Origin of the sequence: Shewanella electrica, assembly GCF_022321485.1 — a bacterium.
GTDB classification, from domain to species: Bacteria; Pseudomonadota; Gammaproteobacteria; order Enterobacterales; family Shewanellaceae; genus Shewanella; species Shewanella electrica.
In genome coordinates this window covers 1-25,559 of record NZ_JAKOGG010000020.1, presented here as the reverse complement: position 1 = coordinate 25,559, position 25,559 = coordinate 1, and the positions used below count along the sequence as shown (strand labels likewise).

Here is a 25,559-nt window from a genome sequence, read left to right as displayed (position 1 = left end):
TGATATGAGTAAACACTGGTTTTTGCCACAGCGGTAACTGGTACTTATTGCAGTAGCACATTACAATCGCCCTACTAAGCCAAGCAAGGCGCTATAACAGCAGGACACCATCGTCACAGCTATGTTTAAACTTATTCAGTCCAACAAAATGGAACTGCTGTCGGCCACCCTCGCCGATCAGTTAAGCGAGCCGCTGCCCGGCCAATCTCCACTCGCCATTGAGCAGGTGCTGGTGCAAAGCCCCGGCATGTCGACCTGGTTGCGGCTAGAAATCGCCCAGCATAATGGCATTGCCGCAGGGTTAGAGTTTCCGCTGCCATCAAGCTTTATTTGGGATCTGTGCCACGCCCTGCTGCCAAACGTACCCAAGGAAAACGCCTTCACCAAAGCGGCGATGACATGGAAACTGCTGAGCTTACTGCCCACCTTGATTGACCAACCGCTGTACGCGCCGCTGCAACGCTATCTCGATAGCCATTCCAGCCAGCCGGAACTCAAGCGTTACCAACTGGCAGCCCGCATCGCCGATATCTTCGACCAATACTTGGTATATCGCCCCGACTGGATTGCCGCTTGGGAAGCCAGTGAACAGCCGTTTGTACTCAGCGATGAACAAGCATGGCAGCCCGAGTTATGGCGACAACTGGTGGCATTCAACCGCCAACTCGGCCAAAGCGCCTATCATCGTGCCAACCTGCATCAAGCATTGGTCACAGTGCTGGAAGATGACAACGTGGCACTGCCGCAGCTCCCTGCGCGGCTGTTTGTGTTTGGTATCTCCTCGATTCCGCCGCAAACTTTGAGCGTGTTACAAGCCTTGGGGCATCGCATTCCCGTGACGGTACTGAGCCTCAGCCCATGTCAGCACTATTGGGGCGACATCGTTAACCCCAAAGCGCGCGCGCGGATTAACTTAGCCTATGGCGCCAAACGCCAGTTACCCGAGAATTGGCAGAAAGACTTGATTGTTGGCAATCCACTGCTGGCCAATAACGGCAAACTGGGGCGCGAACTGCTAGACCTGATGCTGGAGCTACCGCCAGAAGCGATTGAATTGGGCGATGATCTGTTCTATCCCAGCGGCGATGCCACGCTACTGCAAGGCATTCAGCAAGACATTTTAGAGATGGAAACCCGCGGCCAACTGCTCGGTCCCGATAGCGAGTTATATCTCACCCTCGATGGCCGCCGCGTGCTCAGCGCGGACGATCATTCACTATTGTTGCGTAGCTGCCATTCGCCGCTGCGTGAAGTGGAAACGCTGCACGATCATCTGCTGTGGATGCTGTCCAACGATCCTGAACTGCAAGCCAAAGACATTGTGGTGATGCTGCCTGATGTGGCCGCCTATGCGCCCTACATTGATGCAGTATTCTCCCGCCGCGACGGACAATATTATCTGCCTTATGCCATTGCCGACCGCGGCGCCAGCCAAGAATCGCCATTGATCAGCGCCTTTTTAGCACTGTTGGATATTCATCGCAGCCGCTTTGCCTTGACCGACATTCTCGCCATTTTAGAAGTGCCCGCCACGCTGAAACGCTTTGGCTTAGACAGCGAAGAGTTAGCGCTGGTACGCCAATGGCTCGACCGTGCCGGTGTGCGCTGGGGCCGTAGCGCCGACAGCCGCAGCCAACAACAACTGCCCGCCTTTGAACAAAACTCATGGGCGGCGGGTTTGAAGCGGTTAATCTTGGGTTATGCGCTGGAAGATGATGCTGAACTCTTCCACGGCCAACTGGCAGTACCCGGCGTTGAAGGGCAAAACGCGCAAGCGCTGGGTAAACTATTCAATTTTATTGAAAGCATTGACGAGATTAGCCAGCAATTAGCCGTACCCGCCAGCATTGATATACGCGTGCAACAACTCAGCCAACTGTGCACCGAGTTCTACGATGCCGAGGATGAACGTGATACACAGGCGTTGATGACCATCAACGGCGCCATCGCCAAACTTGAGTCAGAATTATTCACAGCAGGATTTAACGAGCCGCTCGATAACACCATTTTGCAGCAGTGGTTTAGCAGAAAATTAGAAGAATCTCGCGTCGGTCAGCGCTATCTGGCAGGTGCAATTAACTTCTGCACCCTGATGCCAATGCGTTCGATTCCATTCAAAGTGGTGTGTTTGCTGGGCATGAATGATGGCCTCTATCCGCGCGTGCAACACCCAGTCGGGTTCGATCTGATGGCGCAGCGTTTACCGCGCAAAGGTGACCGTTCACGCCGCTTAGATGACCGCTATCTGTTTTTGGAAGCGCTGCTATCGGCGCGGCAACAGTTGTACATCAGCTATGTTGGCCGCTCACAGCGCGACAATAGCCCACGCAATCCATCGATGTTGATTGCCGAATTACTGGAATACTGCCAACTGACCTGCGTGCCAGAGGCGCTGCTGCCACAACTGAGCAGTGACGAGCGACTCAGCGGCGAGCAACTGGCGCAACTCGAACACGCGATTAATGCGCGCCTGATTAAGCAACAACCGCTGCAGCCGTTTGATGCAAGCCTGTATCAACCTGAACTACTCAGCAGCGATGAATTACCGCTGACCCCATCTTTTTCGCCACAGTGGTGCCCAACGCCGTTGCAGCAAGCACGCGCCGAATTTATGCACGGCGCACCACTGGCGCTAGCCGATACCGAAGTTAGCGACGACAGTGACATCATCGAGCTGCAAGCTCTGGTGCGCTTCTATCGCAATCCGGTGCAGTACTTTTTTAACCGTAGTTTGAAGTTGGATTTAGGGCTGTCGCTCAACGCTGATGATAACGATGAGCCGTTTATGCCAAACGCGCTACAACGCTATCAACTGCAATCGCTGATGCTGTCTGATGCACTGGAGCATGATGGCGTAGTGGATGTTGCTCTTAGCCAAAAACTCAAAGCCAGCGGCCGCTTGCCCAACGCGCCATTTGATGAGTTGACGCTCAATCAATATCACCGCGATATTGCGCCGATCCTCGAGCGTAGTTTATATCTGCGCGGCGACTCACAACAAAAACTGCTGATCGATGTGCCGTTGGCCGATCTTAACCTGCGGCTACAAGGTCACTTGGACAATGTCGCCGGTAAAGGCTTAGTAGATCTGCGCCCCGGCGTTGCCAAGAACCGCGATATTATTCGGCTGTATCTGCGCCATCTCGCCATGAATGCCATGGGCGTGCGGCGTCACAGTTATCTGCTCGATATTCACAACTTCCACGCGTTTGCACCACTGGCGCCTGAGCAAGCGGTGCAGCAGCTAACCCATTGGGTTCAGCGCTTTATTGAAGGGCAACAACGGCCATTAATGCTGCCACCGAATACCGCCTTAGCTTACGCCCAAAGCGGCGCCGAAGATCACGCTGGCCGCTTGGCCGATGCGCAAAGCATTTGGCAAGGTGGGCAATTTGCTGGCGAAGGCAGTGATCCGCACTTACAGCGCTGTTTTACCTTCCCCGATGATTTTGATGAAGCAGGTTTTGGCGCACTGGCATTATCGCTGCTCAATCCATTGGTGGGCTTGTATCACAAAGCGCAACTGAAAGAACTGACCGATTACGTCAACAATGGCGGTGCAGAAGGAGCTAACGCATGAGTCACGAAATAGAACTTGGCGATATGCAGCCCGCCGTAGCGCCATCGAACGCTAATGCTCAGCCAGCAACAGCGCCACAACTGCTGCAACCGATGACCTTGCCACTCAGTGGCGCCCGCTTGATTGAGGCCAGCGCCGGCACCGGCAAAACCTACACCATCTCCGGTTTATATCTGCGCTTATTACTTGGCGTTGGCAGCGCCGCGTTGACCTGCGAGCAGATCCTAGTGGTGACGTTTACCAACGCCGCCACCGAAGAGTTGCGCGACCGTATTCGCGCCCGTATTCGCCAAGCGTATCGCGCCTGTTTGGGCTTGCCAGAGAACGATCCGTTCATCAATGAATTGCTGGCAAACCTCGGTGCAGAGCAACGCCGCGACGCATTAATTCGGCTCGATTTGGCGCTGAAATCGCTCGATGAAGCAGCCATCTTCACCATTCACGGTTTCTGCCAACGGATCTTGAGCGACCTCGCCTTCGAATCTAGCCTGCTGTTTGAAGCGGAATTTAGCTTAGATGACAGCGAATATCTGCATCACGCGGTGCGCGATTTCTGGCGCGAGCATTGTTATCCGCTCAGCGGCCTGATGGCGCAAATCATCTACAACACCTTTAAAGAGCCGCAAGTGCTGCAAGGCAAATTGCGTGCGCTACTCGGTAACAACAACGCCATCGCTCGGCCAAAACCGCTGTCGTTTGACCTGATTGCGGAACGGTTAGCGCCTGCGATTGCTCGCTTAAAACAGCAGTGGCCAGCAGCGCGCCAAGGCCTGCTGGAATTGCTGCAAACCTTATCGCTTAACGGTACCCGCTATGGCAAACAGGCCGATGGTTATCCCAAACTCATTCCTGCGTTTGAAAGCATGGATAGCTGGGTGCAATCCAACCGAGCGCTGCCGCCGGAGGATGCGTTAGACAAGCTGTCGCTGGCAAAACTTAGCCTCAACAAAAGTAGCGCCCCCGCACCGACACCCGAACAAGCACCCATCATGGCGTTGCTTGATGAGATCAGCGCGCTGCAAGCCAGTGTCGAACCGGCGTTTTTGTATCTGGCACGCGACAATATTCGTCGCCGTTTTGCCGAACAAAAAGCGCAGCGCAATGTGCTCACGCCAGACGATCTGCTGTCCACCCTCGCCCGCGCCTTGGGTTATCAAGCAACTGACGATGCACAGATCAATGCCGGACAGTTGCTGGCGGCCGAAATCGCCAAACGGTTCCCGATGGCATTGATTGACGAATTCCAAGACACCGATCCGCTGCAATTTGCGATTTTCTCCAGCATCTATCAGCAGGTGCTGCCGCTTGCGGAAGAACAATCGCCAAGCAACCAAGAGAGTGACGGCCAAGGCCGGGGCTTGCTGATGATCGGCGATCCCAAGCAAGCGATTTACGCCTTTCGCGGCGGTGATATTCACACCTACTTGGCGGCGAAACACACCACCCAAGGGCAATATACCCTCGGCACTAACTATCGCTCTAGCGCTGATATGGTGACGGCGGTTAACACCCTGTTTGGTCAACACGCGGCACCATTCGCCGGTGAAGATATTGCCTTTGAGCACGTAGCCGTGCCCGCTGCGGCACAGCAGAAACAGCTACACAGCCACGGCAACAACCATGCGCTGCAACTGCGCTTGCTGGCTGAAGATCCGACTCACGGTTTAAATAAAGAAACCGCGCGCGAACGGTTAGCCGAAGATGCCGCCGAGCAGATCCTCGAGTTATTGCAGCAAGACAGCCAACTGGTCAATAACAGCACTAGCCGACGTTTAATCGCCAAAGATATCGCCGTATTGGTGCGTGACCACTTTGAAGCCGCCGCCATGAAACAAGCCTTGGCAAAACGCCATATCGGCGCAGTATTTATCAGCCGTGACAGCGTGTTTAACACCATTGAAGCGCACGAGCTGGCGCTGCTGCTGCACGCCTTGCTCAATGCGCGGGATGAGTTTGCTTTGCGTAGCGCCATGGCGACTAAACTGCTCGGTTTAAGCGTGGGTGAAATCCACCAATTCAACCTGCAAGAGGAAGCGCGCGCGCTATGGCTCAGCCAATTTGAACATTGGCAACAGTTGTGGCTCAGCCGCGGCGTGATGCCCGCGATTATGCAACTTGCCGCCGATACCGAGCTTATTCAGCGATTACTGGCGGAAGACAGCGGCGAGCGCCGCCTCACCGATCTGCGCCATCTGGCGGAGCTGCTGCAACAAAAATCGGCCGAACTCGATGGCCCTGCCGCACTGCTGTATTGGTTTGAGCAGCAACTGCTGGAAGCACAAAACGGCGAAGAGCAGCAACTGCGACTCGAGAGCGAGCAAAACTTGGTGCAGATTGTCACCATTCACAAGAGTAAAGGGCTGGAATATCCGGTCTGCTTTGTACCGTTTGTCAGCCTCAACACCAACAGCCGCACGCCCGATCCGCTGCTGTATCACGCCGACAATCAATTGATCTGGTCGCTGGATAAAAGTGAAGACGCCAAGGCGCAGCAGCAACAGGAGCAACTGGCAGAAGATCTGCGTTTACTGTACGTGGCGTTAACGCGGCCGGTGTATCGCTGCTATCTGTCGCTGGCAAACTTTTCACGCATGCTGAAAAAAGGCATTAACAGCTATTTGCCCGACAGCGCCATCGGCTATCTGCTGGGTTTTACTAGCAGCGATACGGACTTTGCTGCCATGCAGCAACACCTTGCACCGCTGGCATCGGCGGTGATCGGCATCGACGTTATTACGCCGCAGTATTCCGGCCAATTAACCAGTAGCGATACCGCGGCCGCGCCGCTGGCGCCGCTCACGTTGAACTTACCTGAGCGGCAAAACTGGCGTGTGGGCAGTTACAGTGGCCTAGTGAAACAAGCGGGTCACGGCGGCAGCCATGCTGCGGTGAGTGACGAACAGCCGCCGCAAACACCGGGGATGGATGACGAAATCGACGATCCGCTGTTGCTGCAACAACCTGAGCCAGAAGCACTGCCAGAGCCACGTTTTCTGTTTGAAAAAGGCGCCAACGCCGGTTCATTCATGCACCAAGTGTTGGAAGATCTCGACTTTGATGCCACCGATAAAGCGGCCGCACTGAGTGAGGTGTTGCCCAATGCCATGCGCCAATACGGCATTAATGAAGCAGAGTATGCCATGCTGCTCGACTGGTACCAGCACATTTTGGCCGCCCCATTTGGTGAACGCGATCCGGGATTATCGCTCGGAGGCTTGAGCCAGCAGCAGATTATTGCCGAAATGGAGTTTTATCTGCCGGTTGCCAAGCTGGATTGCCATGCACTCAATCAACTGCTGGCGCAATATGGCTACCAAAGCGATCTGAGCTTTGAGCAACTGCGAGGCATGCTCAAAGGCTTTATCGATTTAACCTTTAACTTCAATGGCCGCTGGTATATCGCCGACTATAAATCTAACCATTTGGGCAACCATTTTGACGATTACCACGGCGACAATCTGCACCAAGCGATGTTGAGCCATCGCTATGATCTGCAATATCTGCTGTACACCTTAGCGCTGCACCGCCATCTCGGCCGCCGCTTGGCTGGCTATCAATATGACCAAGACATTGGCGGCTGTTATTACCTGTTCCTGCGTGGCATGTCACCCAACTATCCGCAAGCGGGCATTTATTATGACCGGCCACCACAAGCGTTAATTAGCGCATTGGATGCCTTATTTGCTGGCAGTGGTGCTGGTAATGATGAAGATGGCGGTAGCGATGCAGCAACAAGTGCCAACAGTCAGTCTGCACCAGCCACTGCAGCAAACGGCAGCAAGCAACAGCCAAATAACGGCGGGCAACTGGATTTGGGATTATTTTAATGGACACACTTACCAGCAATATCGAACTACAGTGCTCGCAGCCGTTGCCGCAACTATTAAAACTGGCGGAGCAGCAATCGGTGATCACCGCACTCGATCGCCACTTTGCGCTGCAACTTAGTGGTCTCCTCACCGAAGCAGAACCGTTGCTGTTACTGCTGCTGACGTTGTTGTCTAAACAGCTGTCTAGTCAGCACAGTTGCTTGCCGCTGGATCATATCGACGCCAGCAATCCGTTGGGCTTACGACCACTGACTGCGGTACAGCTACAAACCGGTGCGGCGCCACTGAGTTGCGAATTACGTTGCCAAGGGGATTTAGCCGCAGAACTCAGCCAGTTTTTGGCGCAATCGTCCTTGGTGTGGCAACCACAAGCGAATGACGTTGATGACCCGCAAAGTCGGCCACTGGTGCTGCAAGGCCAACGTTTGTATCTGCGCCGCTATTGGCGCTACGAGCAGCAAGTCGCCAGCAAACTGTTATCGCTGGCTAGCGACAACCACATTGCCGAACGGCTTGAGCGCGAACCCGCGTTAGCCGCGCAAGTTACCAACGTACTGGCACAACTGTTTAACAGCCAAAGCCCAGCGATTGATTGGCAAAAAGTGGCGGCGGCCACCAGCTTAACGCGGCGCTTATCGGTGATCACTGGCGGCCCCGGCACCGGCAAAACCACCACAGTCACCAAAGTGCTGTTGTTGCTACTGCAACTGCAACCTGAATTGCATGTGCGTTTGGTGGCGCCAACCGGTAAAGCAGCTGCGCGCTTGAGTGAATCGATCAAAGGCTCAAAAGCACGGCTGCAAGCCGAACTCGCCAGCAGTGCGCCAGCGCTACAAGCCGCGCTAGCAGCAATCCCTGAAGAAGCGGCCACCATTCACCGTTTGCTCGGGGTGATCCCCGATGATTCACGCTTTCGCCACCGTCACGACAATCCGCTGCTGCTCGATTTATTGATTGTTGATGAAGCCTCGATGGTCGATTTGCCGCTGATGGCCAAACTGCTGGATGCCCTGCCCGAACACGCGCAATTGATTTTGCTCGGTGACCAAGATCAGTTGGCCTCAGTAGAAGCTGGCGCGGTGCTGGCAGATATCTGCCACGGTCTGCGCGTCGACGACAGTTGGCAGATGCAATATTCAGCGAAACAAGCGGCGCGGTTAACTGCACTGTGTGGCATGGAGCTGCCACAAGGCACCCGCCAAGATGCACTGGGCGACAGTTTATGCATGTTGCGCCACAGCCACCGCTTTAAAGGCGATGCCGGTATCGGCGTATTAGCAAACGCGGTGAACCAAGGCGATGTTGCCGCTGTACGCCAAGTGTGGCGACAGCAATATCCTGAGCTAGCATGGTTTGAACAGCAAACAGATAGCAGCGCCGAGCGCGCGTTGCTGCAACATTGCGTAGCGCACTATCGGCCGTATCTTGAACTCGCGGCCAGCCACGCCGAGCCACAACAAGTGCTGCAAGCGTTTAATCAGTTTCGTATTCTATGCGCCATGCGCTCCGGTGAGTACGGGGTCGATGGCATCAACATCGCAGTGATCCGCCAGCTTAGCCAAGCGCAGTTGATTGAACCACGGCAGGAGTTTTATCGCGGTCGGCCGATCATCATTCGCAGTAACGATTACAACTTGGGCTTGTTTAACGGCGATATCGGCATTGTGTTGCACGATGAGCAAACTGGCCGATTGATGGCGTGGTTTGAACGCGCTGACGGCAGCATGATGAAGGTGTTACCGGCCCGCTTGCCAAGCCACGATACCTGCTTTGCCATGACCGTGCATAAAAGCCAAGGCAGTGAGTTTGATGCGGTAACGCTGGTGCTGCCGCCGAATCCGCGTGGCCCACAGGTGCAGTTGCTATGTCGTGAATTGTTGTACACCGGTATTACCCGCGCCAAACAGCACTTTAGCTGTAGCGGACGCCCAGCGGTATTTAACTTGGCAGTGAAACAACTAACCCGCCGCGCCTCGGGGCTAGCGAGTCGTTTATGGTCGCAAGTTTAGATCAGTCGCCATAAAAACACGCCCAGAGCGAAAATTAACATTCGCGCTGGGCTTTTTTGATTTAGTGGTTTTAGATTGCGGCTGAAGATTGAGTGAAGTTAAGACGCAGGCACCGCAGCGGTGTCAGCTTGGGCGGCTAAACCTTGTTGCGCCAGCACGTCGGCAATATTCATCAGACTCTGCGCCAATTGCTGCGCTTTATCTTCGGGGAATTTCGCCTGTAACGAGCTTTGCAATTGTTGCTGCAGTTTATCCAGCACGGCTTGTTTATCAAAATCCGCAGCGGTTTGTTTTAGCTGCTTTACGCCACTAGCCAGCGCCTGCAATTCAGGGAAAAACTGCGCTTGTTTCAGCGGTGCCAGCAGTTGCACATCGTTAAGTTCGGCATCGTTAACTTTGTCATCCAAGGTAACAAGCAAGGTATCGACCTTATCAAAGGTCTGCTCACTCCGCGCCAGCAACGGCGCAATGGTGGCGTCTTGCAGTAACCCCGTAAATTTATCGACCGTGGCATACAGCAACGCCGCGATCACTATCACTGGCAACAACATACCCGTGACCATGCCAACCCAGAAGTTATTCATTCCGGCAGCAAAGGTATTTTTTCTGGAAGCAAAGCGATTCATCATATTCCCTTATGACAGTGGCAAACACTATTGACGCTAGGCCAACAATTGACAATGCGCAACTGCGGCATCATGGTGCTGTGCCACGGCTAACAACAAACAGACCAAGGTCGAAGCTGTATCAGCCTTAAGCCGCAGCCGATTTGGCCCTAATAACAACTATGCTACTTTTACTGTGAGTCGATAACGCTCAAGGCGCGCAACGGTAGGCTGCGTTACTAAAGCGCTGACAATTTCGCCAGTAATGCACAAACCCTTGAATTTGCGTTAACAGCGTCACGGCTTTACGCCATAATAAACGCATTCTGCATGGTCATTTTAGCTCGGGAGCTTTACTTGAATACTCAGATCAACATTTTGCTGTTATGTGGTGGTGGTGGTTCAGAGCACGATATTTCGCTGTTGTCAGCACGCTATTTTGAATCTTGTTTAGCCCAGCGCGATGACGTGAATTTGCTATGGTTAGAACTCAACGGCAAAGGCGAATATCGTACCCAAGCAGGTAAAAAATGCGAGCTAACTAATCGCCGCGAAATCCGCTTTGAAGATGACACTCCAGCGTGGCGCGTTGATTATGTCATTCCCTGTATTCACGGTTACCCCGGTGAGACAGGCGATATTCAGTCCTACTTTAATTTGATCAATCTGCCCTACTTCGGTTGTGAATCTGAAGCCAGCAGCAACTGTTTCAATAAGATCACCGCCAAAATGTGGTTTACTGCGCTCGGCATTCCGAATACGCCGTACCTGTTTGTCAATCAGGTAGATGATGAATCGCTGACGCGTTGTGAAGCCGCGTTTGACGCATGGGGTTCACTGTTTATTAAAGCGGCGTCACAAGGTTCATCCGTGGGTTGTTTCAAAGTGGATAACCGCGATGAAATCAAAGAAACCCTGACCCGTGCGTTCAGTTACTCGCCTTATGTGATCGTGGAAAAAACCATTCGCGCCCGTGAACTGGAAGTTGCCGTATACGAATATCAAGGCCAAGTTATCGCCACTAAACCCGGTGAAATTATCTGTGCCGACAATACCTTCTATACTTTTGAAGAAAAGTACGCGGACAGCAGCCATGCAACCACCCAAGTGGAAGCCACTAACCTGACTGAAGCGCAAGTCGCTGAGATCCGTGATTACGCGGTGCGCGCCTTTAAAGGCCTAAAACTACGCCATCTGTCACGCATCGATTTCTTTTTGAGCGATCAAGGTGAGATCCTACTGAATGAGATCAATACCTTCCCAGGGCTTACAAAAATTTCCATGTTCCCTAAGATGCTGGCGCACCATGGTGACGACTTCACCCGTTACTTGATGGACAACATCAAAGCACAGTTAGCTAACTAACTATTTATTATAATGTTTATGCCACAAGTTAGTGTTTTTATAAAACTTGTGGCAATTTTCATTCGAGTTTGCTAATTTTGCACGAATTTTTTATCTAACGGTTATCTAATAAGTTCGATAACACATGGATATATCTAATAAATCGGATGTTTTTTTCGTTCAAACTGTTGGCAAATTTTGCAAAAATATGCAAATTGACTATTTAAACACTCAGCCAAGTAAAACTATAACTAAATGAAAAACAATACATTAATAGTGAATGGCTATTATTAACATGTATAGAAACACACTTTTTATTATTCATGTGGCGGTCTGGCCGAATAACGTCAGTCCACATACACTTGTCGATGATGATAAACTTTGATTAATTTATTGCCCTAAGGGCTGCTGAGCTTTCGTGTTTGAATTTATTCAAAAAACACGTGATGGACGAGGCGCAACCACCGACGCATAAGCCGCTAAGCGGGTTGGATGCGCTCACGTTCAGACGGCAGTTAAATGCCTCAAGCAAGCAGCGGTTGAGCTGCGATTTATTCAGCGTTAGGCGCTGGTGCTAGATAAACTGGCACATCACCTACCTTGCCTAAATCACGTTCTGCCAGTTGCAAAAATCATCTGCAAAGAACCACAGCCCTTAACTATCTTTGCTCACAATTGGAACCACATATGTTGCCAAGCTTTGCTTTAACTCGGTCTAGCGTAGCTATTACCCGTAGATGCCGCCGTGTCGGTACAACCCTTGGTTTATTCACAGCCAGTCTGTTACTTGCGGGCTGCGGCCCCGATCCGGTAGCGATCACGCCGAAATTAGTGGTGGTTAAAACCGTACAAAAAGCCGATGTGCCAGTGTACGGCAATTATGTTGGCGTAACACAAGCCTCGCTCGATGTTGAAGTGCGTGCGCGTGTTGATGGTTTTGTTGAGCAAAAGCGCTTTACCGAAGGTGCGGCAGTAAAGGCGGGCGATGTGCTGTATAACATCGACAATAAACCCTACACCGCGGTCGTCAGCCGCTTGAAAGCCAAAGCCGATGCTCAGCAAGCCGCGTTAGAAAAAGCCGAACGCGACGCTCGCCGCTTAAAGCCACTGTATGAGCAAGATGCGGCCAGTCAGCTCGACTACGACAACGCTATATCGGCGCTCGCGCAAGCAAAATCCAGCCTAGCAGGTGCCAAAGCCGAGTTAGAAGAAGCCATGCTGGAACTGAGCTACACCGAAGTGCGTTCTCCTATCAACGGCATGGTGAGCAGTTCGGAAGTAGATATTGGCGCGCTGGTGGGTAGCAAAGGCAAATCCCTGCTGACTCGCGTCAAACAGGTCGATCCAATTTATGTGAGCTTTAATATGTCGGCGCTGGATTATTTGAACGCCCGCCGCCGTATGACCAGTTTTAACGAGCAACGCGAAGCCGAAGCGGAAGGTAAAGCACTGGGCGGATTTGTGCGCATTACTTTGCCAGATAACAGCGATTACAACTACTTAGGTAGCGTGAGTTTTACCGACCCACAAGTGAACTCCAGCACCGGCACATTTGAAGTACGCGCCGTGTTACCAAACCCGCAAAAAGAGTTGCTGCCGGGACAATACACTCATGTGCGCATCAAGTTGGATGAAATCCACGATGCGATTGTGATCCCACAACAATCAATTCAGGTAGACCAAGGTGGCGTTTACGTCATGGTGGTGTTACCTGATAACGTGGTTGAACGCCGTTTCATTCTGATTGAGCACCAAGGCCCCGAAGGCATTGTAGTTAAGAGCGGCCTACGCGCGGGCGAGCGAGTGATTGTTGAAGGCATGCACCGCGTGCGTCATGGTCAGCTCGCAGAACCATTAGATGCCAAAGCTTATCAACAGCAGATGGACGCCGAAGAAAAAGCCAAAGCATTAGAACAACAAGCAAAAGAGCAGGAGCGCTAATCTATGGCTCAGTTCTTTATCGGCCGACCGATCTTCTCCAGTGTGATCAGCATTGTCATTGTATTACTTGGCATGATTGCCATGTTTATGCTGCCAGTGGATCAATACCCGTACATTACCCCGCCACAAGTGAGTATCTCGGCCTCCTATCCGGGGGCGGCCTCCACCACGGCGGCAGAATCGGTAGCCACACCGTTAGAGCAAGAGGTCAACGGCGTACCAAACATGATCTATATGAGTTCCAAGAGTACTAACTCTGGCTCATCTAGTGTCACCATCACCTTTGATGTAGGTACCAACCCCGACTTGGCGGCGGTTGATGTGCAAAACGCCACCCAACAAGCGTTAGGCAATCTCCCCATCGACGTGCAAACCGAAGGCGTGTCGGTATCAAAAGATTCGTCGGTGGAACTGCTAAAACTGGCGCTGACCTCCAACGATGAACGTTACGACGAAATCTATCTGTCTAACTACGCCTCAATCAACATCGAATCGGCGCTGCGCCGCATTCCCGGCGTGGGACGCACCCGTAACACCGGTTCACGTAGCTATTCGATGCGTGTTTGGCTCAAACCGGACGCTATGGCTGGGCTGGGGCTCACCACTAGCGACATTATCTCTGCCGTCAAAGCACAAAATAAAGAAACGCCAGCGGGAACCATTGGGACCCAACCTAACGGTGACGATCTGACCATGACCTTGCCGATTGTCGCCGGTGGCCGTTTGTCGAGCGTCAATGAGTTTAAAGAGATCATCGTCAAAGCCGCGCCTGATGGTTCAATCATCCGTTTGCGCGATGTCGCGCGCGTGGAACTCGGTTCATCCTCTTACACGCTGCAATCACAACTTAACGGCAAAAATGCTACCATTTTGCAGGTGTTCCTGCTGCCGGGCGCCAACGCGCTGGAAGTGACCAAAAAGGTCAAACAAACCATGGCGGATCTCTCCGCTAAGTTTCCGCAAGGCGTTCAGTGGCAAGTGTTCTACGATGCCTCGCGCTTTATCGAAAACTCCATTGATGAAGTAGCGCATACCTTGGTGGAAGCCTTGGTGCTGGTGGTATTGGTGGTGTATCTGTTCTTGCAAAATGCTCGCGCCACCTTGATCCCAGCCATCGCAGTACCTGTCTCACTGATCGGTACGTTGGCGGTAATGCTGGTATTTGGCTTTACCATCAACACCGTGAGTTTGCTGGCCTTAGTGCTCGCCATCGGTATTGTGGTGGATGACGCTATCGTGGTGGTGGAAAACGTTGAGCGCTTGATCAACGAAGAAAACATGACCCCCATGGCCGCCGCGCGCCAAGCGATGAAAGAACTGTCTGGCGCCTTGGTCGCCACCTCGCTGGTGCTGTGCGCGGTGTTTGTGCCGGTGTCGTTCCTCGCTGGCATCACCGGGATTATGTATCGCGAGTTTGCTATCGCCATTGCGGTCGCGGTGCTGATCTCCATGTTTGTCGCGCTGACGTTGAGCCCTGCCCTGTGCGCCATTTTGCTGCGCCCCGGTGATGCGCCAACGCGCGGGTTCTTCTTCTGGGTCAACAACAAGCTCGACAACTTGACCAACCGTTATGTTGGCCTCGTTGCGCTGACCAACCGTAACGCCCGCCGCAGTTATACGGTGTTCGGCGTGATGGTATTGGCGGTGTGGTACATCATGAGCCACCTGCCAACCAGCTTTATGCCAAACGAAGACCAAGGCCGCTTTTTTATCGATATGACCTTGCCCGCCGGTTCCACCGTTAACCGCACCCAAAAAGTGCTGAAGATTGCTGAACGCCATGTGTTGAGCCATCCGGCCGTGGATTTCTCCTTTACGCTGGCGGGCGAAAACCGCCGCTCCGGTTCCAACCAGGCCAATGGCGAGTTTGAGGTGATCCTCAAACCATGGGAAGAACGCAAAGCATCAAACGAGACGATTGAGAAAGTGATGAATGAGATCAAAGCCGATCTCAATCAAGTGCTGGAAGCCGAGTTTAACTTCTACCTGCCGCCAGCGGTTCCCGGCTTGGGTAACGGATCGGGGGTGGAGATGGTCTTGCAAGATACCTCGGGCACCAACTTCAACGGTTTGATAGAAAGCGCCAATGACTTGGTCGAGCAACTGAAAGTGCAGCCCGAGGTCGCCAATGCCAGCTTGTCGCTGCAAAGTGCTATTCCGCAGTTGAAAGTCAATGTGGATGAGGCCAAGGCGATGGCGCTGGGCGTCGCAGTTGCCGACGTTTACAGCACTATTAAAACGCTGACCGATTCATCAACCGTGAACGACTTTAACCTGTTTGGTCGTGTGTACCGCGTAAAAGTGCAAGCTGAGGCAGATTTCCGTAAATTCCCTAATCAAATTAAGGAGTTTTACGTTAAGTCCTCCTCCGGTGCCATGGTGCCGATCTCAGTGTTGGCCGACTTCGACTACACCGTTGGCCCCGCCAGCGTCACCCACTACAACATGTTTTCTAGTGCGGCGATCAGCGTGGTGCCCGCGGCGGGTTACTCAACCGGTAACGTGATTGATGCGATTAACCGCGTCGCAACGCCGTTGCTGCCGCCAGAGTTCCGTTACGAGTGGACCGGTATCACCTTCCAAGAAGTACGCTCAGCTAACCAAACCTCGATTGCGATTGGGTTAGCGCTGTTGTTTGTGTTCCTGTTCTTGGCCGCACTGTACGAAAGCTGGACCATTCCGATTGCGGTGCTGTTGATTGCGCCAGTGGCTATGTTGGGCGCGTCCATCGCGACCCTAACCAGTGGCATGGAAAGCAACCTATTCTTCCAAGTGGCCTTTATTGCCTTGATTGGTATGGCGGCGAAAAACGCGATTTTGATTGTGGAATTCGCCAACCAGCTGTATCGCGAAGGGTTAAGCCGCACCGATGCAGCCATCAAAGCGGCAGCGATGCGCTTTAGGCCGATTTTGATGACTTCAGTGGCATTTATCCTCGGTGTATTACCGTTGGTGATGTCAAGCGGCCCAGGCTCGGTGAGTCGCCAGTCAGTCTCGATCCCGATTTTGGGCGGGATGATTTTGGCCACCAGTATCGGCATCATTTTAGTACCACTGTTTTTTGTCACCACAGCCGGTTGGTTAAGACAAAAAATCAAACCAGAAAGCACAGTTGCGGCGGAGGTGCAGCATGATTAAACGTCCGCTGGCCATGTTAACCGTGGCATTACTTTCTGGCTGTGTGATGGGGCCGGATTACCAAGCACCTGAGCTGCAACTGCCGGAGCAATATAGCGCTAGCTTGCAGCAAGATCACAAAGCCAGTGATGTGAAAGACTGGCAAGCTTTCTATCTCAATCCGCAGTTACAAGCGCTGATTGAACATGCGCTCAGCAGCAATTTGTCGTTGGCGACCATGCAAAGTCGTTTGCGCGCCGCCAAAGCGAATTTGACCGTGACCAACGCAGACCGCTGGCCCGAGCTGAAAGCCGCCTTTGGCGCCGAGCGCACCAAAGATAGCGGTTTAACCAACAGCGGCGATCTGTATGACTCCAGCCGCACCTTGGGCGTTACCGCTTCGTGGGAGGTGGATATTTGGGGCGCGCAACGTCGTGCCGACCAAAGCCAATGGGCCAACACCTTCTCCACTGCGGAATTATTGCTAGCGGCCAAAGTCAGTTTGATCAGTGAAGTCGCCACCGCCTACTACGAGTTAGCCGACATCGAAAAACGGCTGCAAATCTCGCAAGAAACGGCAGAGTTGCGCGCCAAAGAATTAGAAATCGCCCGCTTACGACACCAAAACGGTGTGATATCGGGGCTGGATGTGCGCCAAGTCCAAGTGGAATATCAAACCGCCATGGTTAACCTGCCACAGCTGAAATTTGAACGGCAGCAAAAGCGCAATCAATTGCGTATTCTGCTAGGCGAATACAGCTACGACATTGAAGATGTCAGCAGAGATGCCAACGCGCAATTTCCTGAGTCACTGGTAGCTGGCATTCCATCACGCTTGTTAGCGCAACGGCCAGATCTGCGTGCAAGCGAGCAACAGTTAATCGCGGCCACTGCTGACGTGGGCATTGCCGAAGCGGCCAAATTGCCAAGTTTCACCATCACGGCCGCTTACGGCCGCGAATCAGACTCGCTTGATGATCTGCTTAAAGCGCGCGGCATGACCTGGTCTCTGGCGGGTGGCTTAACTGCGCCCATCTTCAACGCCGGTAAACTGGACGCGCAACTGACCATTGCACAAGAAACGCAGCAACAAGCCTTGTTGGCTTATCGTAGTGCAGTGCTCAACGCCTATACCGAAGTCAAAGACGGTATGAATGATTACCAACGGGCGCAACAAGTATGGATAGAACAGCGCCGATTGTTGGAGGCGTCTGCCGCCTATCTACGGCTCGCGCAGTTACGTTATAAAAACGGTGTTGCCACATCGCTGGATTTGATCGACGCACAACGTAACCACTTCACCGCTGAACTGGCGTTGAGTGAGGCACAGCGCGACAAACAACTGGCGATGATTACCCTTTACCGCGCACTTGGCGGCGGTGTCGGCAAGCAAACGGCGATTGATTTAGTGCAAGTGGACGATAACGAATCCAACAGCAGTGTGGCTTCCAGTAGCACCGCCAACTAAATACTCGACTCACAGTTGTTAACGACAAACAGCCTCATTTGAGGCTGTTTTTGTTTACGCTCGCTCATTTTTGCCAATAACACGCACCAAGACAAGTTCGCTTAAGCAACTGAATGCCTGAGTTCACTCAAGGCATCATTGATATATTCAAATCCATAAGCTAGCGACTTCTGTGGGTTAGTTGGCTTTGATACTCAGTGATACTTTTGCAGTGCCAAACGGTGCAGCGGTGGAGTTAGCCGACATAGTAAAGTAGCCACCTTGGCTTGGTTCAAACTGATAAAAATACAACCAAGCACTAAGTTTCTCACCCGCTCGACATGTATGTAAGTTACGCAGGCTGCCACAAAACGTCACGGTTTTGCTGCGCATCGGCGCCGCACCATTTAAGCTCGCTGGCTGGGTGTTGCCATAACCATACTGCAACACCGCCACTTCAATAGCGCCGTTATGCACTTGGCTGGTAGAACGGCTATTGCTACCGAGATATTCGTATCGCGCGTAACTGCTAGATGCAACGCCGACAATTTGTAGCAGGCCAAGCCCCTGCGCCGCCCCACTGGCGACCCCATTCGACGGCTGTGATGGCACGTTAACTTTTTTCAGATCAAAACCTTGGCCCAATGGTTTAGACGGCGCAGCGAACCCAACGCCAATAAAGCCACCACCACACAGCAGTAACACGATGGTTTTTCGTAGCACATTCATCATTAGGCCTTTTCCTCAAACATTAGGCTAACTCGATTAAATCTAATTCCGCAGCTAGTGCTTTGACCTCAGCATCGCGAATGCCGCTAATGGTCAGCATACCTGCCGACCGGGCAGCTGTCGCATTAATAGTCATCGTAATCGCTGTTTTTGCCGCGTATCGATAAGCAGGCATGATTGTGCCTCCTACCACTAGCTAACCTGCCTGTGCGCACTCAACCAATGTTGCCGTGGCGCAGCGGTCATTATCGACTCAGGGAGCATCTGCTCGTAAAAATCGTCAAACTCTCTGACGTTGCTTTTCTTCGCAAAAATATGGCGCCACATCTTTGCTGTTACTCGCAGTCCTTGCTGTTCACTGTAGTTGCTGTGATCGCCAAGCTTTAACTGCGGCGGTAGCTAATTCAGCAAACTCTTGCTGAACATTGCGGCCTTGATAAATGGATTGAGTATTTGGGGCGATTGGCACCGAATAATGAATCGCATGTGCCAACTGGGATAAGTAGCTGCGCCCTTCGCTCTCGTACTGCGCGCGTTCGGCATCATTCAAGCGGATCATATAGTTGTAAGTCACCGCGCTCATACTACAGCACGCATCTAACAACAGTGCACCGTCGTGTTCGAACAGAAACCACGCCCAATTTTCGGTATCGATCACTCTCATATGAATAACGGAATATGCATAGCGGCGCGTGTATCATCCGCGCCGCGTTCAAAAAAAGCAGCAAGTCTTACTGATGAATACTTGCTGCTAGCTCGGATCACTTAGCTTGGCGATGCGCCTGTAGCTTCTGATTAAAGTCTTCTGCAATCACTTGAATCTTTGGAAGAAAGTTTTGCAGCATCTGCTGTGACAGCATCATAGAATCTTGCGTGACGGCTGGCATTTTTTTCACCATAGATTGACCGGTTTCAGATTGATAAAACGCCAGCATGTCTTTGATTTCTTTGTCGCTGTAGTGCTTGAGATAGATTTGCACCATCGGCTCTTTCATCTTCGCCCAGCTAACCTCTTTACGCATGGCGCTGGTCACTTCATTCATGTAATCATCAAACAGCTGTTGCTCATCTGGCTTGATGCCCAACTGCTGTCCCATGCCAGCAAACATCTTGTTAGTTTGCGCATAAATGCTTTCAATCATTGCATCCATATTTGATGCTTCAAGTAACGCCTCAACATCTGCCCGTTTGGCTTCCTGCGCTTGTGCCGCCACCGACAACATCAACCCCAGCGCTAAAATAATCGTCCTAACCATGGTATGTCCCTTAATGTGATTTTTGATCGTAACAAGCAAAGCTGTGATGAAAGTACGCATCATAAACGTTCAAGCGCGCCGAGTCGAAGAACTCTAGCGAACTAGCACAATAAGTGAAACAAACGCTACGGCTTTAACGCTCGTTAACGTGTTTCCAGTACATCGGTAGCAAGTAGTCGTCGCAACCTTGGCAGATAAAGCTATTGCCACCAAGCGGTACAAAAGTGAATGATGCCGATTGCACCGTATTCAACGCTGCCGGTTTACAATAATCTGCTGGCTCAAAATAAAATTGCGTGGCCGTAAAGCGGATGTTATCGCCGTCCATGCAGATGTTGTAATCCAACGCCATGCTGGCGCGATTGCCGTAGAGCGACGCCCGATATTTATCAACCAACATACGGCTATTGCCAATGGTATCGCGAAAATACTCTGAATACTCCCGCTGCATCTCCGCCCGATTGTCTGCGTCTTTCTCCGCATCTCTGACGAAATAGCCGTCATAGGGGTTATCTTGAACGAAGTTGTCAAAATAAAAATCGTCAAAATAGTAGATGCGAAAAATAGCCACCGCAGCAGCCAATACAACCATCGCCGTAGTTGCGATCTTGCGCGTCATTGAGGTGCGCACAAATCCCCACAGAAATACCGCCACGCCGACAAACGTGCAGCAAAACGTCACCAAGAAGAAAATCAAACTCTCGCTACTGCGTGTCAGCCCGTGATAAATGGCTTCAATGTCACTGTCATAATCGTAGATAAAACCGAGGATTAAAAAAGCAAGGCAGACAAGCGAGGCAGCACTGGCGGAAAGCGCAAGAATCGTTTTATTTCTCATTAAGTTAACAACCACTGTTAAGACACATCTACATCCTGTGCGGCAATGATAACGTGGAATGAGCGGCAGAAGCTAGGAGGGGAAGTGTTAAGCGTTAAGCGTTAAGCGTTAAGCGTTAAGCGTTAAGCGGGCAATGGTGATTGCATGAAACAGAGTCATAGCACTTTTCACTTGATTGACCTATCAAACTCTAAGGCCAAATTCTTCAATTGCGTAAACACTTGAATTAGTTCGTCCAGAGAATGTGCTTCGGGTCTTGGGTATGGCGGTTTCGGCCTATCTTTGCCCGCTGCCTCTTTTGCTGCTAAGCACATCGCTGCAAAGCTGTGCACATGGACACCGCTTAACCCGAAGTGGGTTTCAACTCTGGTACGGCCTTGAACTATGAACCTCAAGAATACGGTCTCGGGGAGCCCCACGACTTCGTAACACGTCCCTGGACCTTTTAGCTTTTTAATATCAATCAACCCCTCGGCAGCCTTCAAGACCTCTTTATACGGCATTTTTTCAATAGGCTCACCGATTCTTAATGGGTGCTGATCACATATACCGTAGTACTTGTCAGCTAATCCGAGTTCTTCGATTTTATTGAACTGATCCATGACGTCTCTTGAGTGCTAACGCCAGCCATCAGCTGCGGCTGAAAGCCGTCCGGTGGAGGGCCTTCGGCCCGCAACAAACTGGATGGCCTTGTTATAGGTTGCTACCAAAATTTCCACCAAGGCTTACTTTTTGTCTCTACTGTATAGCCAGGTCGATATATTACTTCACTTTGGCCGTCGGCTACGATTATCCCCAGCGAAAGAGCACTTTCTAATACAAACGGAAACACCTCATCCGCTTTGGACCAAACGATCGAGACCATTCCCATTTTGCTAGCAAAGTTATTAATCATTGGACTATCAGCCCACGGACTATCGTCCATTGCTGGATCGTCGTCTTCAAAACTACAAAGGCATGGATATTTCTTGGTCAGGATCTCATGGAGGTCTTTCAGCTTAGGATGAGTCCCCGATTTGTCCTCGTAGTACTCCTCACGCATCCCATCAATAAAAGACCATGCTTTTTTATCATCTGATGGCAGTTCAGTTACGATTAAGTCTATGGTGAAACTCATTCCCTATTTACCTATAACAGCTTATTCGTGCGCATGCGCGTTTACCTCGTTGGACCAAAAAAAACGCACACAGCTAACTATCGGTATGGAAAGTGGCGTTTTGCCTCTTCCCCTGTGTAGGAGGAAATGTAACCCGTAACCATATGAACAACAATCCATTTTCGTCACATAACCAAAAACACGATCTTGGGATTATCTTGGTCAGAAGTACCTCTAGAACAACTAGTCATTCCTGCTCAGTTTTGTAGTAGCAGTAATACATGCAGCAAGACTAGTATGCTTTATTTTAGCTGTGGCACGCCGGCGATATTCTCAAGCCATTTATTGATAGCTGACTTTTGGTTATCAGTGATTTTTCCTTTAGATATAATTGTTTTTCGTACACCTACGAGAAAGTCAGTTTTTTCTTCAGGCAACCTTTCTATACCCACGTCGATCCAAAACAGGTAGTTATATATCCTTTGCAGTGCTGTAAGAGTTAGGTGCTCTGGTGCTTTAGATGCAATATTATTGATGTGTTTAACGTCTGATTCTGATAGTCCCTCAGCTTTGTGCTTCTCATAGTAATCTCTAAGAACTTTATAAGAACAATTTAGTTCATCGGCTAGTTTAGACTCCCGAAGAACTATGTACTCGATAGCTTTTTTTTCACTATTTTCAGTACCACTTCCTCCGGCACCACCGCCGGCACCACCACCTTCACGTTCTCCTACTTCCTTAGTGAACTTTGTAAAGTCAGGGATCCCAGTTAATGCATCATCTCCAGCTTTATGTTTTGCACACGTTGGACCTGCATAAAACAGCTCTCCCGAGTCGGAATCTTCTAGTACATAAGCTTTAAGAGACCTTAAGTAATTTGGGCAAAAATCACATCTCCGACTGACTTCAGTTAGATCTCGTCTAATAACCTTATATGACACCACTTTTCCTCTGGATGCTGAATTGAAACTAACTAATATTAATATAATTAATTCAAACGTTGTCAGATAAAACGCATAAAAATTGACAAGAATCACCCAATATAAAAATTAACAATCTCTAAAATAGTATTGTTCGTGTATCGAGCAAACATCGGCAATTAGTCGAATTAGACAGCGTCTATTTGTAGATTCAGTTCTGGCGCGTGCAGTAGCGGATCAAGTGCTTCGGGCGCGAAGTTAAACCAGAAGTCCACATCGTTTGGGCTCACGAGTAACGGCATTCTGGAATGGTATTGGGCGGCTTGTTCTGTAGGGGCGGTCGTTAACGTGACTAGCTGCTGGCCGCGTTCTGATGGAAACAAGATGCCGGCCATCAATACCGGTTCACCGCTGGGCAAACCAAAGGCATATTTCTGCTTGTGCCCTTCTTCTTGATGCCATTCATACCAACCCGAGCAAGGAACGAGAACACGGTGATGCTTGAAGGCTGAAGCAAAGGTTTTCTTCTCTCGGACGGTTTCAGCTTTGGCGTTGATAAGCAGCTGCTTCGACCATTCGGGTTTAATGCCCCAACTGCAGTCAATTTGATAAAGGCCATTCGATGTCATGCCAATCGTTGAAACCATTTGTGTTGGTCGCAGGTCGCAGTTGGTCACCGTGTGAAAGGATATCCCCAACTGGTCCCTTACCCAGCCACATAGGGGATCATCAATAACGTTTAGCCGACCACACATAGTGCATTCCTTCAATCCCAAAAATCACCTTTACAATGGCACTAATTTAGAATTTGAACACAGGTAAGCTCATCAGCTTTGCCACCGCCTGCTCCGTTTTCCTTATAAGCACTAAGACATTGTTCCGTTTTGTACTTCTGCAAAAGTGTAGGTGAAATAATAATCGCCAGAGCGAGAATGATCGCAGCAATTATTACAGCCTTAGATAACTCCATATATTCCCCTCTAATCATCTTTATCAATAGTTTTGAGATAAATGTGTGGTGCATTCAAATGATTTAATACGTCATTACATCATATTACCCAAAACACGATCTTGGGATTATCTTGGTCACTGACCACCGAATTATGCGGCGTCTATAATGGGAGAAATATTATGTGTTAACACAACTCAAGCCAGTAACCACAAGCTACGTTTACCGCTCTCATAAGCCAATTCATGGCTGGTTCTGTAAGTGCGAAATAGACAAAATGAGCCAGTATAAATCCTACTGAAGCAATGCAATCGACAGCTTTTAGAGCTAGACGCTGAAGTTTAATACGTGAATCTATAAGCTTAAAAGTATCCTCTACGATACTTTTTACAGTTTGAAATTCACGCTCAATCTGTCTTTGCTTACGTTTAGTCTCAATATCAATCGCACTTAAAGTATTTAATTGATTTCTAAGAACGAAGTTAACGAGAATGACAAACACCCATACACCAACTAATACCGCGGTATTAATCCAGAAAACATCATTAAACAAAACAGTCGATTTAAGCTGAGTTGCAACAATCACCGTTGCCACCGGGATACCTAAAATCTGGTTCTGAATATCTGAAAATACTTTGTTAACCTTGGCCAACTCTTCAAGCTTGGCGACTTCCAACTGATTAACAACCTTATCGTACGAAAAATCAGCAGCAAACAGCGTATAACCGTCATTCAGCTTCTTCAAAATATCTTCAATTTCAGCGAGTATTTTTGGAAAACGTTCATTTTCTGCGGTATTAACTACTTGCTCGCAAATGACTTTTTCAAAAATTTTTTGCTTCTGCTCTCGATGCAAATCATTGCTGAAGAAAGCTAATAACTTCTCTACACTATCGACATCAACAGCATTGAGATCTGAGCATTTGTAATTGATAGGCAGAGTAAATTTGCCTGAGTGTATAAACACTAGCTGAGGCGGCGCACTCGACTTGTCCAGATACGCGGCAACCTCCTTCAACTGCTCTATCAATCTCAAGACTGTGTGATATCGCTGAACGACTACGGGTGGATCTTCATCATCAGATGACCAACTATGATCTATAAGGTAGTAATTAACAGGCTTAACCCTACTTTTGGGGTAAGACAGCACACCGTCTAAGTCATCGGCCAGTAGACCAAGTCCAATCCTTGGATCCCCAAGTTCTAACTTAACAGTAGACCCAATTTTCACCTCACCTAAATCAAACGGTCCATTGAGCTTTACGCCGGACTCATCTTCTTCATTTATAGCTGATTGAAGTAACTCAAGGTTTTCTTGATCAGAAACAAAAAAGCTTCCCCTACGACCTTCGAGTTGGGAAACTTTTTTGTAGAGGCTTGTAAGATCCTTAAATATCATCGTCTTCGCTAGTTCTTGTTTCAGTACGTAGCTCCTGAGAGAGCTCAGCGGGAATGTTGGTTAAAATAATTTGGTTAAGAGATTCGTTGTACTGAACATGACCACTTTTGATTGCCTCACGACTAAAGTTTAGAGTCCAAAACTGAGATTTACCCATGAAGTTTACCAAGGCTCTGGACACTCGTCGATCCGGAATAAACCCATCTGACAAAGCATAATCGTCACGTGTAAAAACTGCTGTCAGTAAATCAGGATCATTTGGCCAAGACGCATTAGCCAACGCCTTCAGATCTATAGGAGTATTTTTCGGCATTTCAGAGATATGTTGATATGCTCTATCCAAAAACGCCCCCCGCTCCTCACTGGCCAACGTCTGTTCGTCGGCAAATGACTCCAGTGCTGATACTAACTTTCTTGTTTCTGCGGTAGTGTTCAAAATTCTGTGTCATTTCATTAAACTAAACGAAAAAGAGATGACACATGACCAATCCTACTTTCG

Annotated in this window: 20 protein-coding genes; 7 read left to right on the top strand and 13 right to left on the bottom strand. The window is 50.3% G+C overall.

Going from position 1 to position 25,559, the window contains the following annotated elements; all coding sequences use genetic code 11:
- Nucleotides 1-121 precede the first annotated feature (121 nt).
- The 3 genes from recC to recD are packed head-to-tail and all read left to right on the top strand — an operon-like array spanning nucleotide 122 to nucleotide 9,419.
- Nucleotides 122-3,580 (top strand): exodeoxyribonuclease V subunit gamma, encoded by a 3,459-nt coding sequence (recC, locus tag L9G74_RS18230; protein WP_238898202.1) that lies wholly within the window; start codon nucleotides 122-124, stop codon nucleotides 3,578-3,580.
- 23 nt (nucleotides 3,581-3,603) lie between these two features.
- The gene (gene recB / locus L9G74_RS18225; RefSeq protein WP_438944588.1) at nucleotides 3,604-7,407 is read left to right on the top strand and encodes an exodeoxyribonuclease V subunit beta; all 3,804 of its coding nucleotides are present in this window, start codon (nucleotides 3,604-3,606) and stop codon (nucleotides 7,405-7,407) included.
- On the top strand, nucleotides 7,407-9,419 hold the full coding sequence (gene recD / locus L9G74_RS18220) for an exodeoxyribonuclease V subunit alpha (protein ID WP_238898200.1): 2,013 nt from the start codon (nucleotides 7,407-7,409) through the stop codon (nucleotides 9,417-9,419). Before recB ends, recD begins: the two co-directional genes overlap by 1 nt.
- Before the next feature lie 98 nt (nucleotides 9,420-9,517).
- Here the strand turns inward: recD and L9G74_RS18215 are convergent, their stop codons facing one another.
- Nucleotides 9,518-10,003 carry a hypothetical protein gene (locus L9G74_RS18215; protein ID WP_238898199.1) on the bottom strand — a complete coding sequence of 162 codons (486 nt, stop codon included), beginning with the start codon at nucleotides 10,001-10,003 and terminating at the stop codon, nucleotides 9,518-9,520.
- Between the two features lie 351 nt (nucleotides 10,004-10,354).
- On the opposite strand from L9G74_RS18215, the gene L9G74_RS18210 reads away from it, so the two are divergent.
- The 4 genes from L9G74_RS18210 to L9G74_RS18195 all read left to right on the top strand — a co-directional run bounded on the left by L9G74_RS18210 (nucleotide 10,355) and on the right by L9G74_RS18195 (nucleotide 17,894).
- The gene (locus L9G74_RS18210; protein ID WP_238898198.1) at nucleotides 10,355-11,389 is read left to right on the top strand and encodes a D-alanine--D-alanine ligase; all 1,035 of its coding nucleotides are present in this window, start codon (nucleotides 10,355-10,357) and stop codon (nucleotides 11,387-11,389) included.
- A gap of 666 nt (nucleotides 11,390-12,055) precedes the next feature.
- A complete protein-coding gene (locus L9G74_RS18205) occupies nucleotides 12,056-13,309 on the top strand; it encodes an efflux RND transporter periplasmic adaptor subunit (protein WP_238898197.1) in 1,254 nt (417 codons plus the stop codon).
- Between the two features lie 3 nt (nucleotides 13,310-13,312).
- Nucleotides 13,313-16,447 (top strand): efflux RND transporter permease subunit, encoded by a 3,135-nt coding sequence (locus L9G74_RS18200; RefSeq protein ID WP_238898196.1) that lies wholly within the window; start codon nucleotides 13,313-13,315, stop codon nucleotides 16,445-16,447.
- On the top strand, nucleotides 16,440-17,894 hold the full coding sequence (locus tag L9G74_RS18195) for an efflux transporter outer membrane subunit (RefSeq protein ID WP_238898195.1): 1,455 nt from the start codon (nucleotides 16,440-16,442) through the stop codon (nucleotides 17,892-17,894). The genes L9G74_RS18200 and L9G74_RS18195 overlap by 8 nt, the downstream gene beginning before the upstream one ends.
- 177 nt (nucleotides 17,895-18,071) lie before the next feature.
- Here L9G74_RS18195 and L9G74_RS18190 read toward each other — a convergent pair whose 3' ends face one another.
- The 12 genes from L9G74_RS18190 to L9G74_RS18135 form a co-directional block, all read right to left on the bottom strand.
- Entirely contained in the window at nucleotides 18,072-18,605 is a 534-nt protein-coding gene (locus L9G74_RS18190) for a DUF4879 domain-containing protein (RefSeq protein ID WP_238898194.1), read from the bottom strand.
- Nucleotides 18,606-18,624: 19 nt separating this feature from the next.
- Complete coding sequence (locus L9G74_RS18185) at nucleotides 18,625-18,777, bottom strand: hypothetical protein (RefSeq protein WP_238898193.1); 153 nt, start codon at nucleotides 18,775-18,777, stop codon at nucleotides 18,625-18,627.
- A 180-nt stretch (nucleotides 18,778-18,957) separates the two neighbouring features.
- The gene (locus tag L9G74_RS18180; RefSeq protein ID WP_238898192.1) at nucleotides 18,958-19,266 is read right to left on the bottom strand and encodes a hypothetical protein; all 309 of its coding nucleotides are present in this window, start codon (nucleotides 19,264-19,266) and stop codon (nucleotides 18,958-18,960) included.
- 97 nt (nucleotides 19,267-19,363) lie between these two features.
- Nucleotides 19,364-19,858 carry a DUF2059 domain-containing protein gene (locus L9G74_RS18175; protein ID WP_238898191.1) on the bottom strand — a complete coding sequence of 165 codons (495 nt, stop codon included), beginning with the start codon at nucleotides 19,856-19,858 and terminating at the stop codon, nucleotides 19,364-19,366.
- 133 nt (nucleotides 19,859-19,991) lie between these two features.
- Complete coding sequence (locus L9G74_RS18170; RefSeq protein WP_238898190.1) at nucleotides 19,992-20,696, bottom strand: hypothetical protein; 705 nt, start codon at nucleotides 20,694-20,696, stop codon at nucleotides 19,992-19,994.
- 167 nt (nucleotides 20,697-20,863) lie between these two features.
- Nucleotides 20,864-21,298, bottom strand: coding sequence for a hypothetical protein (locus tag L9G74_RS18165; protein WP_238898189.1), 435 nt, complete (start codon nucleotides 21,296-21,298; stop codon nucleotides 20,864-20,866).
- 101 nt (nucleotides 21,299-21,399) lie between these two features.
- Nucleotides 21,400-21,813, bottom strand: coding sequence for a hypothetical protein (locus L9G74_RS18160; RefSeq protein ID WP_238898188.1), 414 nt, complete (start codon nucleotides 21,811-21,813; stop codon nucleotides 21,400-21,402).
- Between the two features lie 281 nt (nucleotides 21,814-22,094).
- The gene (locus tag L9G74_RS18155) at nucleotides 22,095-22,733 is read right to left on the bottom strand and encodes a hypothetical protein (RefSeq protein WP_238898187.1); all 639 of its coding nucleotides are present in this window, start codon (nucleotides 22,731-22,733) and stop codon (nucleotides 22,095-22,097) included.
- A 167-nt stretch (nucleotides 22,734-22,900) separates the two neighbouring features.
- On the bottom strand, nucleotides 22,901-23,467 hold the full coding sequence (locus L9G74_RS18150; RefSeq protein ID WP_238898186.1) for an SOS response-associated peptidase: 567 nt from the start codon (nucleotides 23,465-23,467) through the stop codon (nucleotides 22,901-22,903).
- 41 nt (nucleotides 23,468-23,508) lie between these two features.
- A complete protein-coding gene (locus L9G74_RS18145; protein WP_238898185.1) occupies nucleotides 23,509-23,682 on the bottom strand; it encodes a hypothetical protein in 174 nt (57 codons plus the stop codon).
- A 166-nt stretch (nucleotides 23,683-23,848) separates the two neighbouring features.
- Complete coding sequence (locus L9G74_RS18140; RefSeq protein WP_238898184.1) at nucleotides 23,849-25,060, bottom strand: hypothetical protein; 1,212 nt, start codon at nucleotides 25,058-25,060, stop codon at nucleotides 23,849-23,851.
- Entirely contained in the window at nucleotides 25,050-25,496 is a 447-nt protein-coding gene (locus L9G74_RS18135; protein WP_238898183.1) for a nucleoid-associated protein, read from the bottom strand. The genes L9G74_RS18140 and L9G74_RS18135 overlap by 11 nt, the downstream gene beginning before the upstream one ends.
- Between the last annotated feature and the right edge of the window lie 63 nt (nucleotides 25,497-25,559).

Coding starts and splice junctions, on each gene's coding strand:
- recC (WP_238898202.1), top strand. CDS start 122: ATGTTTAAACTTATTCAGTCCAACAAAATGGAACTGCTGTCGGCCACC.
- recB (WP_438944588.1), top strand. CDS start 3,604: ATGCAGCCCGCCGTAGCGCCATCGAACGCTAATGCTCAGCCAGCAACA.
- recD (WP_238898200.1), top strand. CDS start 7,407: ATGGACACACTTACCAGCAATATCGAACTACAGTGCTCGCAGCCGTTG.
- L9G74_RS18215 (WP_238898199.1), bottom strand. CDS start 10,003: ATGAATAACTTCTGGGTTGGCATGGTCACGGGTATGTTGTTGCCAGTG.
- L9G74_RS18210 (WP_238898198.1), top strand. CDS start 10,355: ATGGTCATTTTAGCTCGGGAGCTTTACTTGAATACTCAGATCAACATT.
- L9G74_RS18205 (WP_238898197.1), top strand. CDS start 12,056: ATGTTGCCAAGCTTTGCTTTAACTCGGTCTAGCGTAGCTATTACCCGT.
- L9G74_RS18200 (WP_238898196.1), top strand. CDS start 13,313: ATGGCTCAGTTCTTTATCGGCCGACCGATCTTCTCCAGTGTGATCAGC.
- L9G74_RS18195 (WP_238898195.1), top strand. CDS start 16,440: ATGATTAAACGTCCGCTGGCCATGTTAACCGTGGCATTACTTTCTGGC.
- L9G74_RS18190 (WP_238898194.1), bottom strand. CDS start 18,605: ATGATGAATGTGCTACGAAAAACCATCGTGTTACTGCTGTGTGGTGGT.
- L9G74_RS18185 (WP_238898193.1), bottom strand. CDS start 18,777: ATGCCTGCTTATCGATACGCGGCAAAAACAGCGATTACGATGACTATT.
- L9G74_RS18180 (WP_238898192.1), bottom strand. CDS start 19,266: ATGAGAGTGATCGATACCGAAAATTGGGCGTGGTTTCTGTTCGAACAC.
- L9G74_RS18175 (WP_238898191.1), bottom strand. CDS start 19,858: ATGGTTAGGACGATTATTTTAGCGCTGGGGTTGATGTTGTCGGTGGCG.
- L9G74_RS18170 (WP_238898190.1), bottom strand. CDS start 20,696: ATGAGAAATAAAACGATTCTTGCGCTTTCCGCCAGTGCTGCCTCGCTT.
- L9G74_RS18165 (WP_238898189.1), bottom strand. CDS start 21,298: ATGGATCAGTTCAATAAAATCGAAGAACTCGGATTAGCTGACAAGTAC.
- L9G74_RS18160 (WP_238898188.1), bottom strand. CDS start 21,813: ATGAGTTTCACCATAGACTTAATCGTAACTGAACTGCCATCAGATGAT.
- L9G74_RS18150 (WP_238898186.1), bottom strand. CDS start 23,467: ATGTGTGGTCGGCTAAACGTTATTGATGATCCCCTATGTGGCTGGGTA.
- L9G74_RS18145 (WP_238898185.1), bottom strand. CDS start 23,682: ATGGAGTTATCTAAGGCTGTAATAATTGCTGCGATCATTCTCGCTCTG.
- L9G74_RS18140 (WP_238898184.1), bottom strand. CDS start 25,060: ATGATATTTAAGGATCTTACAAGCCTCTACAAAAAAGTTTCCCAACTC.